This is a genomic window from Bradyrhizobium retamae, from assembly GCF_001440415.1.
GTDB classification, from domain to species: domain Bacteria; phylum Pseudomonadota; class Alphaproteobacteria; order Rhizobiales; family Xanthobacteraceae; genus Bradyrhizobium; species Bradyrhizobium retamae.
This window is the reverse complement of sequence record NZ_LLYA01000079.1, coordinates 1-14,318: the sequence shown is the minus strand read 5'-3', so window position 1 is coordinate 14,318 and position 14,318 is coordinate 1. Positions and strand designations below refer to the sequence as shown.

Sequence of the window (14,318 nt, the reverse complement as noted above, 5' to 3'; positions counted from 1 at the left end):
GCTAACGCTACCAATCACCCGATCGCGACGCCGCTGCCGATGGTGCGGTTGATGACCTGCGTGGTTTTCTCGATGCGGTCGGCGGCGGCGTTGAGCGCGTTGGCGACGGCGACCTGGGTGGCCTTGGCGCGATCGGCGGCGGCGGTGCGAACGTTGCGCAGGGTTTCGAGTTCGCCCTCCAGCGCACGGATGCGCGCGTTGGCATCCAGCAGTTCGTCGCACACGGTGAGTGCGGCCATCACCGTCAGGCGCGCATCGCCGATCTCGCCGAACTTGCCGCGCAACTCGCCGACCCGCGATTCCAGGCTCTCGGCGAGCTTCAACAGCCGCACCTCCTGCCCTTCCTCGCAGGCCATGCGGTACTGCCGGCCGTTGATGGTGACGTTGATGTGACTCATTCACTCTCCCCGGCGTCGGCATCGAGCACCGCACGGATGGTGCCGATCGCGGCATCCAGCTTTTCAGATATCTCGCGGTTGGCGCGCTCCAGCCGCCGCGTCTTCACCAGCGAACCGTCGAGTTCGTCGGCGAGCCGCGAGCGATCGGCGCCGAGCGCCTGGATCCGGCTCGCCAGCTCGTTCTCGTCGCGGTCGGCGTCACGCCGCCGCTCGGCCGCGGCCTCGAGCGCATCCAGCGCCATCATCAGGCGCCGTGTGGCGGCGTCGATGTCGGCATAGACCGGCTCGGCATTGCCGGCCCCGTTGGTGTGACGATCGCCCATGAGAGACAGCGCGCACCCTCGCGGTAGGCCCGCCGCACAGCAGCAAAATCCGCGGTTCGGCAAGCGGTTAGAGGATGAAATTTACGTGGCAAGCGAGCCAAGCGCAACGCCCGCGCGAAGCTATGCACTGCTAAGCAACTTTTCGCATGGCAAGGGCGTTTCCACGCCTTGGACTCCCGGGGATTGAGGTGCTATCCAGCCCGCACTTTCCCTCAAACACGCCCGTATTGCGGCCTTCGCCCGGTACATTCCCCTAACCAAGCACCTCACTTCAGGCGGATTTTCATCATGACGCAGGTCGATCATACCCGTATGGCCAATGCGATTCGCGGGCTTGCCATGGATGCCGTCGAAAAGGCGAAATCCGGCCATCCCGGCCTGCCGATGGGCACCGCCGACGTCGCGACCGTGCTGTTCACGCAGTTCCTCAAATTCGACGCGGCGGCACCGACCTGGCCGGACCGCGACCGCTTCGTGCTGTCGGCCGGACACGGCTCGATGCTGCTCTATGCGCTGCTGTACCTCACCGGCAACAAGGACATGACGCTCGATCAGATCCGGAATTTCCGTCAGCTCGGCTCCAAGACGCCGGGACATCCGGAGAATTTCGAGACCAGCGGCGTCGAGACCACCACCGGCCCGCTCGGTCAGGGCATCGCTACCTCGATCGGCATGGCGCTGGCGGAAAAGATGCTGGCCGCCGAGTTCGGCAAAAAGGTGGTCAGCCACCACACCTACGTGCTCGCTTCCGACGGCGACCTGATGGAAGGCGTGTCGCAGGAAGCGATCGCGATGGCCGGGCACTGGAAGCTGAACAAGCTGATCGTGCTGTATGACAACAACGGCATCTCGATCGACGGCCCGACATCGCTCGCCGATTCGGTCGACCAGGTGAAGCGCTTCAAGTCCGCGGGCTGGGCGGCCGAACTGATCGACGGCCAGGACCCGAAGGCGATTGCCGCCGCCATCGCCCGCGCGCAAAAATCCAACAAGCCGTCGCTGATCTCCTGCAAGACCACCATCGGTTACGGCGCGCCGACGCGGGCCGGCACGGCGAAGGCCCATGGCGAGGCACTCGGCGCCGACGAGCTCAAGGGCGCCAAGGAAAAGCTCGGCATTTCGCTCGACGCCTTCTCGGTGCCTGACGATGTGCTGAAGGCATGGCGTGCCGCCGGCAGCCGGGGCGCAGCCGCGCGCGAGGAATGGGAAAGCGTTTTCGCCGAGCTCGGCCCCCGCAAGCGCGCCGAGTTCGAGCGGCGGATGCGGCACGAGCGGCCGGCCGCGCTGTCGAAGGCGCTGCGGGCGCACAAGAAGGCGCTATTGGAATCGCCGCAGAATGTCGCGACGCGGAAATCATCCGAATCGGCGATCGAGGCAATTGCGGCTGCGATGCCGATGGAATTTTTGGCTGGCTCGGCCGACCTCACCGGCTCCAACAACAACAAGGCGAAGTCGGCAGTGGCGTTCTCGGCCAAGGCGCCGAAGGGCCGCTTCATCCATTACGGCATCCGTGAGCACGGCATGGCCGCCGCGATGAACGGCATCTTCCTGCATGGCGGCTTCGCGCCGAACGGCGCGACCTTCCTGGTGTTCACGGACTACGCCCGACCCGCGATGCGGATCGCCGCGCTGATGGGCGCGGGCGTCGTCTACGTGATGACCCATGATTCGATCGGGCTTGGCGAGGACGGGCCGACGCATCAGCCGGTCGAGCATCTCGCGGCGCTTCGCGCGATTCCCAACATGCGCGTGTTCCGGCCGTGCGACGCCGTCGAGGTCGCGGAATGCTGGGAACTGGCGCTCAACCGTGTCGACGGCCCGACGGTACTGGCGCTCACCCGCCAGAACCTGCCGCAGCTTCGCACCAGTGCACCGAACGATAATCCTTGCGCGCATGGCGCCTATGAGCTGGTCGCGGCGCAGGGCAACGCAAAAGTGTCACTGTTCGCCTCGGGCTCCGAGGTCGAGATCGCGGTGGCAGCCCAGAAGCAACTGAGTGAGCGTGGCATCCCGTCGCGGGTGGTCTCCGTGCCCTCGCTCGAGCTCCTGCTGGCGCAGCCGGCAGACCGAAAGTCAGCCATTATCGGCGATGCGCCGATCAAGGTCGCCATCGAGGCCGCGGTACGCTGGGGCTGGGACGCGGTGATCGGCCAGGATGGTGAATTCATCGGCATGCACGGTTTCGGTGCAAGCGCCCCCGCCAAGGACCTTTTCAAGCACTTCGGAATTACCGCCGAGGCTGCGGTTAACGCTGTCCTGAAGCGCGTCTAGTGCCCGTTTCCGAAGTTCGCGCGCTTTTTGCGGCCCGTGCGATGCGAACTTCGGAAATAGATGGGCACTAGACGATTGAATACGTTTGGGAGCGCCGCTTGTAGATTTTGAAGTTCCTGACGGTGCTCGCAGCAACCATAGCAGGAACTTCAAATCGGCGGCGCTCCGCTGGCGGTTGAGCTGTGGGGGAAAAAGGACTACCTAGACCCCCATATTGACCGTTCCCGCCCGGCCGAACCGGGCGTTCCGCCGTCAGCACCTCCGTGGAACGTCTCCGCGGGGCGGGCACCGGCTATCAGAGGAGAAACCAGCATGGCAGTCCGCATCGGGATCAACGGATTTGGCCGCATCGGCCGCAATATCTTGCGCGCCATCGCAGAATCCGGCCGCAAGGATATCGAAGTGGTCGGCATTAACGATCTCGGCCCGGTCGAGACCAACGCCCACCTGCTGCGCTTCGATTCCGTGCATGGCCGCTTCCCCGGCACCGTGACCGTCGACGGTGACTCGATCAGCCTCGGCAACGGCAAGATCAAGGTTTCCGCCGAGCGCGATCCGTCGAAGCTGCCGTGGAAGGCGCTCGGCGTCGACATTGCGCTGGAATGCACCGGCATCTTCACGGCCAAGGACAAGGCCTCCGCGCACCTGACCGCCGGCGCCAAGCGCGTGCTGGTCTCGGCGCCCGCCGACAACGCCGACGCCACCATCGTCTACGGCGTCAACCACGACATCCTGACCAAGGATCACCTGGTCGTCTCCAACGGCTCCTGCACCACCAACTGCCTGGCGCCGCTCGCCAAGGTCTTGAACGACACCGTCGGCATCGAGACCGGTTTCATGACTACGATCCACGCTTACACCGGCGACCAGCCGACGCTCGACACGCTGCACAAGGATCTCTATCGCGGCCGCGCGGCGGCGATGTCGATGATCCCGACCTCGACCGGTGCGGCGAAGGCGATCGGCCTCGTGCTGCCCGAACTAAAGGGCAAGCTCGACGGCGTCGCGATCCGCGTGCCGACGCCGAACGTCTCGGTCGTCGATCTCAAGATCGTCGCCAAGCGCGCAACCGATGCCAAGGAAATCAACGCGGCGATGAAGCGCGCCTCCGAGCAGCAACTCAAGGGCATCCTCGGCTACACCACCGCGCCGAATGTCTCGATCGACTTCAACCACGATCCGCACTCGTCGACGTTCCACGAGGACCAGACCAAGGTGCAGAACGGCACGCTGGTGCGCGTGATGTCCTGGTACGACAATGAATGGGGTTTCTCCAACCGCATGGCGGACACCGCCGTGGCGATGGGGAAGTTGCTGTAAGTCTCGTGTCCCGGACGCGGCGCGGCACGAAGTGACGCGACGCAGAGCCGGGACCCACTCCAGCGTAGAGGTCCCGGTTCTGCACAGCGGCGCTTGGCGCCGCAGTGCGCCCGGGGACAAGAGAGCGCCAATGTCCAAAAAATTCCGCACCCTCGATGACGTCGACGTGAAGAGCAAGCGCGTGCTGCTGCGCGTCGACCTCAACGTGCCCATGGAGAACGGCCGCGTCACCGACGCGACCAGGCTCGAGCGCGTCGCACCGACCATTGCCGAGATCGCCGACAAGGGCGGCAAGGTCATCCTGCTCGCCCATTTCGGCCGCCCGAAGGGGCGCGACGCCAAGGATTCGCTCAAACCCGTCGCTGAAGCCCTGTCGAAGGTCATCAAGAAGGCGGTCGCTTTCGCCAACGACTGCATCGGCGAAGCCGCCGCCAAGGCCGTGGCTGCGATGAAGGACGGCGGTATCCTCTGCCTGGAAAACACCCGTTTCCATAAAGAGGAAGAGAAGAACGATCCTGCCTTCGTCGCGGAGCTGGCGAAGCTCGGCGACATCTGGGTCAACGACGCCTTTTCGGCAGCGCACCGCGCGCACGCTACGACGGAAGGTCTTGGCCACAAGCTGCCCGCCTATGCCGGCCGCACCATGCAGGCCGAACTCGACGCGCTGGGCAAAGCGCTGGAAGCGCCGACCAAACCGGTTATCGCGATTATCGGCGGCGCAAAAGTCTCCACCAAGATCGATCTGCTCGAAAACCTGGTGACGAAAGTCGATGCGCTGGTGATCGGCGGCGGCATGGCCAACACCTTCCTGCACGCGCAGGGCGTCGGCGTCGGCAAGTCGCTGGCGGAAAAAGACCTCGCCGCGACCGCGCTGCGTATCCTGGAAAAGGCCAGCACCGCGAACTGCGCCATCATCCTCCCCGTCGATGCCGTGGTCGCCTATCACTTCGCCGCCAACTCGCCCTCGCACGCCTACGGCCTCGACGCCATCCCGGCCGACGGCATGATCCTCGACGTCGGGCCGCAATCGATCGCGCGGATTCACGCCGCGATCGACGACGCCGCGACACTGGTCTGGAACGGCCCGCTCGGCGCGTTCGAAATGACGCCATTCGACCGCGGCACGGTGGTTGCGGCCAAGCACGCAGCGGAGCGCACCAAGGCGAAGAAGCTGATCTCGGTCGCCGGCGGCGGCGATACGGTCGCGGCGCTGAACCAGGCCGGCGTGGCCGACGATTTTTCCTACGTATCGACGGCCGGCGGCGCGTTTCTCGAATGGATGGAAGGCAAACCGCTTCCCGGCGTCGAAGTTCTCAAGCAGCGTTAGACCAGGACTTAATGAAGAAGCGCCAAAGGCGCGGCAAATACAGGAGAATTTGAATGGCTCGCATTACCTTGCGTCAACTGCTCGATCATGCGGCAGAGCACGATTACGGGGTGCCGGCGTTCAACATCAACAACATGGAGCAGGCGCTCGCCATCATGGAGGCCGCCTCCTCGGTCGATGCGCCCGTCATTATCCAGGCCTCACGCGGCGCGCGTTCCTATGCCAACGACGTGATGCTCAGGCACATGATGGATGCCGTCACCGAAATCTATCCGCAGATCCCGGTCTGCGTGCATCTCGACCACGGTAATGAGCCCGCGACCTGCATGACCGCGATCCAGGCCGGCTTCACCTCGGTCATGATGGACGGCTCGCTCAAGGCCGACGGCAAGACCCCGGGTGATTGGGACTACAATGTCGGCGTGACCAAGACGGTCACTGACATGGCCCATCTCGGCGGCATCTCGGTGGAGGGCGAACTCGGCGTGCTCGGCTCGCTGGAGACCGGCATGGGCGACAAGGAAGACGGCCACGGCGCCGAGGGCAAGCTCTCGCACGACCAGTTGCTCACCAACCCCGACGAAGCCGTGAAGTTCGTCAAGGAGACCAAGGTCGACGCGCTGGCGATCGCGATGGGCACCTCGCACGGCGCCTACAAGTTCACCCGCAAGCCGGATGGCGACATCCTCGCCATGAACGTGATCGAGGAAATCCATCGCAAGCTGCCGAACACGCATCTGGTGATGCACGGCTCGTCCTCGGTGCCGCAGGACCTGCAGGAAATCATCAATGCCAATGGCGGCAAGATGAAGCCGACCTGGGGTGTGCCGGTGTCCGAGATTCAGCGCGGCATCAAGAACGGCGTGCGCAAGATCAACATCGATACCGACAACCGGATGGCGATGACCGGGCAGATCCGCAAAGTCTTCAAGGACAATCCGGAAGAGTTCGACCCGCGCAAATACCTCAAGCCCGCGATGGAAGCGATGGCCAAGCTGTGCAAGCAGCGGCTGCAGGAATTCAATACCGCAGGGCAAGCCAGCAAGATCAAGAAGGTGCTGACGACGGCCGAAATGGCCAAGCGGTACGGCAAGGGTGAGCTGGACCCGCGGGTCGCCTGAGCCGGCCCCCGCGCCTTGCAAACACCCGGGGTGCGACGAACGTTTTCTAGGCAATTGCCCGAGAACCGCCTATTTTGGTGCGCAAGGGCATGATGTTTTCGGAGAACGTTCCCATGAATCTTGCTGATCTCAACAAGGTTGCCCTCGCCATGGTCACCCCAGGCAAGGGCATTCTCGCCGCCGACGAATCCTCGGGCACGATCAAGAAGCGTTTTGACGCCATCAAGGTCGAATCCACGGAGGAGAACCGCCGCGACTACCGTGAAATGCTGTTCCGCTCCACCGAGGCGATGAGCAAGTACGTCTCGGGCGTCATCCTCTACGACGAAACCATCTGGCAGAACGCCAAGGACGGCACGCCGCTGGTCAAGCTGATTGAGCAGTCCGGCGCCATCCCCGGCATCAAGGTCGATGAAGGAACGCAAGCGCTGCCGCAATGTCCGGGCGAACTGGTGACCATCGGCCTCGACAAGCTCGCCGAGCGCCTGAAAAAATATTACGAGCGCGGCGCGCGCTTCGCCAAGTGGCGTGCGGTGATCGATATCGGCAGCGGCATCCCCACACAGACGGCGATCCACGTCAACGCGCATGCGCTGGCGCGCTACGCCGCGCTGTGCCAGGCGGCGCAGATCGTGCCGATCGTCGAACCGGAGGTGCTGATGGACGGCGATCACGATATCGAGCGCTGCTACGACGTGACCCAGCGTGTGCTGAACAAGACATTCCAGGAATTGCGGGTCCAGCGTGTCGAACTCGAGGGTATGGTGCTGAAGCCCAACATGGCCATTTCAGGCAAGAAGTGCGGAAAGCAGGCTTCCGTCGAGGAAGTTGCGGAGAAAACCGTCCGTCTCCTGAAGGCGTGCGTTCCCGCGGCCGTGCCAGGCATCGCCTTCCTCTCCGGTGGACAGTCCGATGAGGAAGCGACCGCGCATCTGAACGCCATGAACCGGATCGGCGGCCTGCCGTGGCGGCTGACCTTCTCCTATGGCCGAGCGCTGCAGGCGGCGCCGCAGAAGGCGTGGTCGGGTAAGGCCGAGAACGTCGCCGCAGGCCAGCGCGCGTTCACACACCGTGCGCGGATGAACGCGCTGGCGAGCAAGGGCGAGTGGGACACCGGCCAGGAAAAGAAGGTCGCCTAGACTTGTCCAACAAACCCGTTCCGCCGCGCCCGGCGCCGCGCCTCTATCTCGCGACGCCCGAGGTGGACGATCCATCGCAGCTCGCAAACCAGCTTCCGGAGCTGTTGGCCGCGGCCGACGTCGCGGCGGTGCTGTTGCGGCTGAAGCAGACCGACCAGCGCACGATGATCTCGCGCGTGAAAGCACTCGCGCCCGCGATCCAGAATGGCGGCGCGGCGCTGTTGCTCGACGGCCATGTCGAACTGGTGGCGCGTGCCGGCGCCGACGGTGCGCATCTGACCGGCCTCGCCGCGCTGGAAGATGCCTGGCCGTCGCTGAAGCCGGACCGCATCGCCGGCATCGGCGGCCTTGCCACGCGGCACGATTCGATGGCCGCGGGCGAAGCGGGCGCCGACTACGTGCTGTTCGGCGAGCCCGATGCCAAGGGACAGCGGCCATCGACTGAAGCGATTGCCGAACGCCTGCAATGGTGGGATGAACTGTTCGAGCCGCCCTGCGTCGGCTTTGCCGCCTCGCGCGAGGAGGTTTGCGAATTTGCGGCTGCCGGAGCCGATTTCGTGCTGGTCGGCGATTTCATCTGGGCCGATCCGCGCGGCGCCAAGGCGGCACTAGTCGACACCGCGCAGGCAGTCGCGCAGGCGTACGAAGCCGCGTTCGGAAAAGCCAAAGCTGGTACCGATAAGTCTGGCACGGATAAGGCCGGGCACGGATAACGCCGGACAATGAAACTCCTGCGTCCCATATCGCTGCTTGCAGGCCTCGTGATGACGATGGCCGGCGCCTCCGCGCAGATCTCGCTGACGCCGCCTGCCGCGCAACCGCCCGCCAGCCCTCCGCCGGCGAAAAAGGAAGCGCCGCCCAAGCCAAAGGCTCCGCCCGCAGCGAAACAGCCCGCCGCCGCACCGCCGAAACCGGTGGCTGCGCCCAAACCGGAGGCAACGCCCACGCCGGCACCCTCGCCGACGACGGCCTTCGAGGATCCCAACGTCGATCTCGTCTACGGCGCCTATCAGCGCGGCATGTACAAGACGGCGTTCGATCTCGCGACGACGCGCGCACAATATAACGGCGACCCAAAGGCGATGACGATGCTGGGCGAGCTCTACGCCAATGGGCTCGGCATCAAGCGCGACTATGCGAAGGCGGCCGATTGGTACCAGCGTGCGGCCGATGCCGGCGACCGCGAGGCCATGTTCGCACTCGCCATGATGCGGCTGTCCGGCCGCGGCGGGCCGACCAATCGGGAACAGGCCGTCAAGCTCCTGGCCTCCGCGGCCAAGCTCGGCAACCCGAAGGCGGCCTACAATCTGGCGCTGCTCTACCTCGACGGCAACACGCTGCCGCAGGATGTCCGGCGCGCTGCCGAATTGCTGCGCGTCGCAGCCGACGCAGGCAGTCCGGAAGCACAATACGCGTTAGCGACCTTCTACAAGGAAGGCACCGGCGTGCCGAAGGACATCGACAAGGCGGTGCGGCTGCTGCAGGCGGCATCGCTGGCCGACAATGTCGACGCCGAGGTCGAATATGCGATTGCGCTCTACAACGGCACCGGCACGCCGAAGAACCAGGCCGCGGCGGTCGCGCTGCTGCGCAAGGCGGCGCGGCAGAACTCGCCGATCGCGCAGAACCGGCTCGCCCGCGTGCTGGTCACCGGACAGGGCGCGCCGATGGACAAGATCGAGGGCTTCAAGTGGCACATTGTCGCCAAGACCGCCGGCAAAGGCGACCCCGAGCTGGACGAAAGGTTCTCCGAGATCAGTCCCGAAGAGCGCGCCAAGGCCCAGGAAGCTGCGAAAAAATGGATCGGCACTGCCAGTAAATGACGCCTTGACGGCGGCGGCTCCAGAGGGCACCCATGCCTTTCCCGTCATCCCTCGGGTGCTCGCTATATGCGAGCCTCGAAGGATGAACGATCCCGCCGGTGGCCGTCGTCCTTTAAGGCGCGCGTCCCGCGCTCCCGGCAATAACGGCGTAGCCGTTGTTGCTGGGATGACGGAACAATACTCAGATCGCCACTCACAATCATCGCGCCAACGAAACCTGTTCATCATGCTCTACTCCGCCCTTATCAACGTCATGGTGAAAGCCGCGCGCCGCGCCGGCCGCAGCCTCAAGCGCGACCTCGGCGAGATCGAGCATCTGCAGGTGTCGCTGAAGGGGCCGGCGAACTTCGTCACCAAGGCCGACAAGCGCGCCGAGGAAATGCTGTACGAGGATCTCGCCAAGGCGCGTCCCGGCTACGGCTTCATCGGCGAGGAAGGCGGCACGCGCGAAGGCGCCGACAAGACCCACACCTGGATCGTCGATCCGCTTGACGGCACCACCAACTTCCTGCACGGCATCCCGCAATTCGCGATCTCGATCGGCCTGCGGCGCGAAGACACCGTAATCGCCGGCGTGATCTACAACCCGGCCAACGACGAGTTGTACATCGCGGAGCGCGGCAAGGGCGCGTTCCTCAACGACCAGCGGCTGCGCGTCGCCGGCCGCCGCCAGCTCAACGAATGCGTGGTCGCATGCGGCCTGCCGCATATCGGCCGCGGCGACCATCAACTGGCAAACCGTGAGATGGCCGCGCTGCAGAACAAGGTCGCGGGCTTCCGCCGCTTCGGCGCCGCCTCGCTCGACCTCGCCTTCGTCGCCGCCGGCCGCCTCGACGGCTACTGGGAGCGCAACCTGTCGCCGTGGGATATCGCAGCGGGGCAGATCATGGTGCGGGAATCCGGTGGGATCGTGAGTGGGATCGAGGGCAGCGACGACGCGCTGACAACCGGGCATGTGGTGTGCGGAAACGAGTTCGTGCACGGCGAGTTGTTGAAGATACTCGGGCCGCTGGGAAAATAGGGCGACGGTTGCAAGCCACGCGCCGTCGCATCATCCGCGATCGGGTGATGCAGCCTTCCGCAGGCGGCGGAAGGACACGGAGGAGCCTCGGCGCTCCCAGCCAAAATATTGAAAACAACCCCATGCACAGTAGCCGGCACTCGTCGAGTGCCGAAGTAGACATTTGACACGTCCGGCAAATCAGCGAGACAAGACCATCATCCACCGAAGGTAGCGATTGTAACAAGTCGTGCGGGGACCATAGCTCGCGGGCAGGTCGCGCCATGGCGCACTTGAACGCAGGACCCAAACGATGCCATCGAGCACGCGGCGGCCATCTACTCGCCGAACGCCGCGCGGCTTGTCCGGCAACGTCGGCTTAATGGCGGTCCACTCATGTTCGCTGAATTCGTAGCGCATGATTCGAGGCTTCGGTTTCGAAGCTCGAATGACGTCCAGGGTAGCGCCATCAATCCGCACCGGCCCCTAGCGGAGCCGCTAATGCCTCTGAATTTACTTCCGCTTTCGGAGGTATAGCCGACATGGCCGGACTTGCCGCTGGGTCGCCGGTGTTGCGATTGACCCATTTCGCAACTGGCGGTTGACGGGATCTTTGGCTTCCAAAAAAACCTTGGGCCGATGTCGGCCGGCATTAATTGACTTCGTCCTTAGGGCTTAAACCAGCCCGCCGGGCTTGGGTCAAAGTGAGTGGATATGCACGATGGCAAAGAACACTATTTGTCTATGGTACGATGGGGATGCTGAGGCAGCCGCTCGTTTTTATGCCGAAACCTTTCCTGACAGCACCGTGGGTGCCGTCCACCGTGCGCCGGGTGACTACCCATCCGGTAAGAAGGGAGATGTGCTTACGGTCGAATTCAATGTTGCCGGCGTCTCGTGTATCGGCATCAACGGCGGCCCCATGTTCAAACACAACGAAGCCTTCTCGTTCCAGATCACCACTGACGATCAAACTGAGACCGACCGCTATTGGAACGCCATCGTCGGCAATGGCGGCCAAGAGAGCGCCTGCGGCTGGTGCAAAGATAAATGGGGCGTGTCGTGGCAAATTACACCCCGCGTGCTGACCGCAGCAATGGCGGCAGGTGGCGACGAAGCCAAGCGCGCGTTTGATGCCATGATGAAAATGAGGAAAATGGATGTCGCTGCGATCGAGGCGGCGCGCCGCGGCTGAGTTGAGGCAGGAAGTCCGTGATGGCTGCTATTGGGCACTAAACGGACCAACCGTACCGGTCTGGCCATGTCCGTTGACCGGGCTAGACCGGAAGTGGTTGGTTGAATGTCGAAATGGCGCTTATGACCCTGAACGGACATCATAAGAGCCAACGCAACTGCTAGCTTTGTCGCAGAACCTCAATTAACGTCTGCCCTTCCGCCCTTCAGATTTCAGTGAAGTCCGCTGGTCAAATTCTCGCTTGATGTTGCGGCGCAGCGAGGGCATTATCCAAGTCTCGTCGGACCCGATTTGATCGGGTGGCTCGGCCGGGCGCCTATCCCCCGGAAACCCCTCAGCGAATAGCGATGTACCTAATTCAAGGCCGATCGGGCGTCGCCCGTCGCCTCGCTGGTCCTATTTGGTTCTAAAAATGAGATTCCTTCAATCGTTGCGTCGCGAGTGGCTGACGAACATCCCAACCGAACTGCTGTCAGGCGTACTCGTTGCACTGGCCCTTATTCCAGAGGCAATCGGGTTCTCTATTGTTGCTGGTGTTGATCCTAAGGTCGGCCTCTACGCCTCCTTCTCGATTGCGTGCGTCACCGCCATCGTAGGTGGCCGACCGGCCATGATCTCGGCGGCAACCGCCTCTACCGCCGTTCTCATGATCACGCTGGTGCGAGACCACGGCCTGCAATATCTGTTCGCAGCCACGGTTCTCATGGGAGTGATCCAGATAGTGGCCGGAGCCTTGCGCCTCGGTCTGCTGATGAAGTTTGTATCACGCTCGGTGATGACTGGTTTCGTCAATGCGCTTGCCATTCTGATCTTCCTGGCCCAGTTGCCGCAACTGATGCATGTCGGTTGGGAAACTTATGCGATGGTCGGCGTCGGCCTCGCGATCATCTATCTTTTCCCGTACGTCACAAAACGGGTTCCGTCGGCTCTTGTCAGCATCGTGGTCCTGACTGCCTTCACGATCTATTCCGGCATCGAACTGCGCACTGTCGGTGACATGGGGGAATTGCCGTCAAGCCTCCCCTTCTTCGCGGTGCCTCAGGTCCCGCTCAATCTGGAGACGCTGAAGATCATCTTGCCTTATTCGCTGACGATGGCTGCTGTTGGATTGCTGGAGAGTCTTCTGACTGCTTCAATCGTGGACGACATGACCGACACCGGCAGCAACAAGAACAGGGAATGCGTCGGTCAAGGCCTCGCCAGTTTCGTGACGGGCTTCTTGGGCGCGATGGGCGGGTGTGCGATGATCGGCCAATCGGTGATCAATGTCACCGCCGGCGCCCGGACCAGACTTTCAACATTCTTCGCCGGTGCATTCCTGCTGTTCCTGATTGTTGTGCTGGGCGATTGGGTCAAGCAAATCCCCATGGCGGCGCTGGTCGCCGTGATGATCATGGTCTCGATTAGTACTTTCAACTGGTCGTCCATCGTCAGCTTGCGGTCGCACCCCTTAAGTTCAAGCGGGGTGATGCTGGCGACCGTCGTCGTTGTAGTGGCCACCGGTGACCTGTCGCTGGGTGTTCTCGCCGGTGTCGTCCTGAGTGGTGTCTTTTTTGCCGCAAAGGTTGCCCGGTTGCTCGGGATCATCACCGAGCTGTCGGAAGACGGTCGCGAGATCACCTATTTTGTAACCGGACAGGTGTTCTTCGCGTCCTCCAATAGCCTCGTCGATGCCTTTGACTATCAGGACGTGCCCGACCGCGTTCGCATTGACGTGAGCGACGCGCATTTCTGGGACATCACCGCGATCGGCGCGCTGGACGATATCGTCCTGAAGCTTCGTCGCCACGGTGCGCATGTTGAAGTGATTGGATTGAACGAGGCGAGTGCGACCATGGTCGAGCGGTTCGGGACGCACCATAAGCCGAATGTGCGGCAGAAGCCTGCGCACTAACGTCTCTGATCTCAAATATCGAGTGCTCGTAGCCGAAGTGAAGTTGGCACCCGCATGGGACTTTGCCCGGCACCTTGCGATGTTGCCTCATGGCAGATTTTGTTGCAAAAGTCGGTTGAGAGAGGCCTCGAGGCGAGATTCCGTTGTGTTGAGGCGAATCGCGACGAGGTCGATCCATGATCGGGCCGTCTGAAGAGTGACCAAGGTCAACTGTTCTACGAGTTTGATCTTAGCGCCGCGATTCCCGAAGATCATCTGGTGCGGAAGATCGATGCTGCTCTCGATCTTTCCTGGCTTCGCAGCGAGCTTGCACCTCACTATTCGTCGATGAGTCGCCCGTCGATCGATCCGGAACTGATGATCCGGATGCTGGTCGTGGGGTACGTCTTTGCGATCCGCTCGGAGCGGCTGCTCTGCCGTGAAGTGCAGGTGAACCTCGCCTATCGCTGGTTCTGCAAGCTCGGTATCGAGGATGCTATCCCGGATCATTCGGCGTTCTCGCGGGCG

General features: G+C 63.1%; 13 protein-coding genes, 1 pseudogene and 1 other annotated feature. Of the genes and pseudogenes, 11 read left to right on the top strand and 3 right to left on the bottom strand.

What is annotated here, in order from left to right; all coding sequences use genetic code 11:
• Nucleotides 1-14: 14 nt before the first annotated feature.
• Together CQ13_RS10195 and CQ13_RS10190 are read right to left on the bottom strand one after the other, a co-directional pair.
• Entirely contained in the window at nt 15-398 is a 384-nt protein-coding gene (locus CQ13_RS10195; RefSeq protein WP_028349229.1) for a cell division protein ZapA, read from the bottom strand.
• Complete coding sequence (locus CQ13_RS10190; protein WP_057842776.1) at nt 395-721, bottom strand: DUF4164 domain-containing protein; 327 nt, start codon at nt 719-721, stop codon at nt 395-397. Before CQ13_RS10190 ends, CQ13_RS10195 begins: the two co-directional genes overlap by 4 nt.
• A gap of 288 nt (nt 722-1,009) precedes the next feature.
• On the opposite strand from CQ13_RS10190, the gene tkt reads away from it, so the two are divergent.
• The 8 genes from tkt to CQ13_RS10150 all read left to right on the top strand — a co-directional run bounded on the left by tkt (nt 1,010) and on the right by CQ13_RS10150 (nt 10,743).
• The gene (gene tkt, locus CQ13_RS10185; RefSeq protein ID WP_057842775.1) at nt 1,010-2,992 is read left to right on the top strand and encodes a transketolase; all 1,983 of its coding nucleotides are present in this window, start codon (nt 1,010-1,012) and stop codon (nt 2,990-2,992) included.
• A gap of 312 nt (nt 2,993-3,304) precedes the next feature.
• Entirely contained in the window at nt 3,305-4,312 is a 1,008-nt protein-coding gene (gap, locus tag CQ13_RS10180) for a type I glyceraldehyde-3-phosphate dehydrogenase (RefSeq protein WP_057842774.1), read from the top strand.
• Nucleotides 4,313-4,442: 130 nt separating this feature from the next.
• Nucleotides 4,443-5,639: a phosphoglycerate kinase gene (locus CQ13_RS10175; RefSeq protein WP_057842773.1), complete on the top strand. Its 1,197-nt coding sequence runs from the start codon at nt 4,443-4,445 to the stop codon at nt 5,637-5,639.
• 53 nt (nt 5,640-5,692) lie between these two features.
• A complete protein-coding gene (gene fba / locus CQ13_RS10170; RefSeq protein ID WP_057842772.1) occupies nt 5,693-6,760 on the top strand; it encodes a class II fructose-bisphosphate aldolase in 1,068 nt (355 codons plus the stop codon).
• Nucleotides 6,761-6,873: 113 nt separating this feature from the next.
• Nucleotides 6,874-7,899 (top strand): class I fructose-bisphosphate aldolase, encoded by a 1,026-nt coding sequence (locus tag CQ13_RS10165; RefSeq protein ID WP_057842878.1) that lies wholly within the window; start codon nt 6,874-6,876, stop codon nt 7,897-7,899.
• 2 nt (nt 7,900-7,901) lie between these two features.
• Nucleotides 7,902-8,612 (top strand): thiamine phosphate synthase, encoded by a 711-nt coding sequence (locus CQ13_RS10160; RefSeq protein ID WP_057842771.1) that lies wholly within the window; start codon nt 7,902-7,904, stop codon nt 8,610-8,612.
• Between the two features lie 9 nt (nt 8,613-8,621).
• On the top strand, nt 8,622-9,722 hold the full coding sequence (locus CQ13_RS10155) for a tetratricopeptide repeat protein (protein ID WP_057842770.1): 1,101 nt from the start codon (nt 8,622-8,624) through the stop codon (nt 9,720-9,722).
• Nucleotides 9,723-9,948: 226 nt separating this feature from the next.
• On the top strand, nt 9,949-10,743 hold the full coding sequence (locus CQ13_RS10150; protein ID WP_057842769.1) for an inositol monophosphatase family protein: 795 nt from the start codon (nt 9,949-9,951) through the stop codon (nt 10,741-10,743).
• 201 nt (nt 10,744-10,944) lie between these two features.
• Here CQ13_RS10150 and CQ13_RS10145 read toward each other — a convergent pair.
• Nucleotides 10,945-11,142: pseudogene (locus CQ13_RS10145) on the bottom strand (transposase); the annotation flags it as partial.
• A 301-nt stretch (nt 11,143-11,443) separates the two neighbouring features.
• On the opposite strand from CQ13_RS10145, the gene CQ13_RS10140 reads away from it, so the two are divergent.
• The 3 genes from CQ13_RS10140 to CQ13_RS10130 form a co-directional block, all read left to right on the top strand.
• Nucleotides 11,444-11,917 (top strand): VOC family protein, encoded by a 474-nt coding sequence (locus tag CQ13_RS10140; protein WP_057842768.1) that lies wholly within the window; start codon nt 11,444-11,446, stop codon nt 11,915-11,917.
• A 279-nt stretch (nt 11,918-12,196) separates the two neighbouring features.
• Nucleotides 12,197-12,250 (top strand) — a sequence feature (sul1 is cis-regulatory element that is thought to sense ions involved in sulfur or methionine metabolism; They are found in Alphaproteobacteria).
• A 79-nt stretch (nt 12,251-12,329) separates the two neighbouring features.
• Complete coding sequence (locus tag CQ13_RS10135; protein WP_057842767.1) at nt 12,330-13,811, top strand: SulP family inorganic anion transporter; 1,482 nt, start codon at nt 12,330-12,332, stop codon at nt 13,809-13,811.
• A 189-nt stretch (nt 13,812-14,000) separates the two neighbouring features.
• Nucleotides 14,001-14,318 (top strand): transposase (locus CQ13_RS10130; protein ID WP_197427299.1); only part of this gene is annotated, 318 nt, incomplete at its 3' end.

Excerpts from the sequence above, each read along its gene's own strand:
- CQ13_RS10195 (WP_028349229.1), bottom strand. The coding sequence starts at position 398 with ATGAGTCACATCAACGTCACCATCAACGGCCGGCAGTACCGCATGGCC.
- CQ13_RS10190 (WP_057842776.1), bottom strand. The coding sequence starts at position 721 with ATGGGCGATCGTCACACCAACGGGGCCGGCAATGCCGAGCCGGTCTAT.
- tkt (WP_057842775.1), top strand. The coding sequence starts at position 1,010 with ATGACGCAGGTCGATCATACCCGTATGGCCAATGCGATTCGCGGGCTT.
- gap (WP_057842774.1), top strand. The coding sequence starts at position 3,305 with ATGGCAGTCCGCATCGGGATCAACGGATTTGGCCGCATCGGCCGCAAT.
- CQ13_RS10175 (WP_057842773.1), top strand. The coding sequence starts at position 4,443 with ATGTCCAAAAAATTCCGCACCCTCGATGACGTCGACGTGAAGAGCAAG.
- fba (WP_057842772.1), top strand. The coding sequence starts at position 5,693 with ATGGCTCGCATTACCTTGCGTCAACTGCTCGATCATGCGGCAGAGCAC.
- CQ13_RS10165 (WP_057842878.1), top strand. The coding sequence starts at position 6,874 with ATGAATCTTGCTGATCTCAACAAGGTTGCCCTCGCCATGGTCACCCCA.
- CQ13_RS10155 (WP_057842770.1), top strand. The coding sequence starts at position 8,622 with ATGAAACTCCTGCGTCCCATATCGCTGCTTGCAGGCCTCGTGATGACG.
- CQ13_RS10150 (WP_057842769.1), top strand. The coding sequence starts at position 9,949 with ATGCTCTACTCCGCCCTTATCAACGTCATGGTGAAAGCCGCGCGCCGC.
- CQ13_RS10140 (WP_057842768.1), top strand. The coding sequence starts at position 11,444 with ATGGCAAAGAACACTATTTGTCTATGGTACGATGGGGATGCTGAGGCA.
- CQ13_RS10135 (WP_057842767.1), top strand. The coding sequence starts at position 12,330 with ATGAGATTCCTTCAATCGTTGCGTCGCGAGTGGCTGACGAACATCCCA.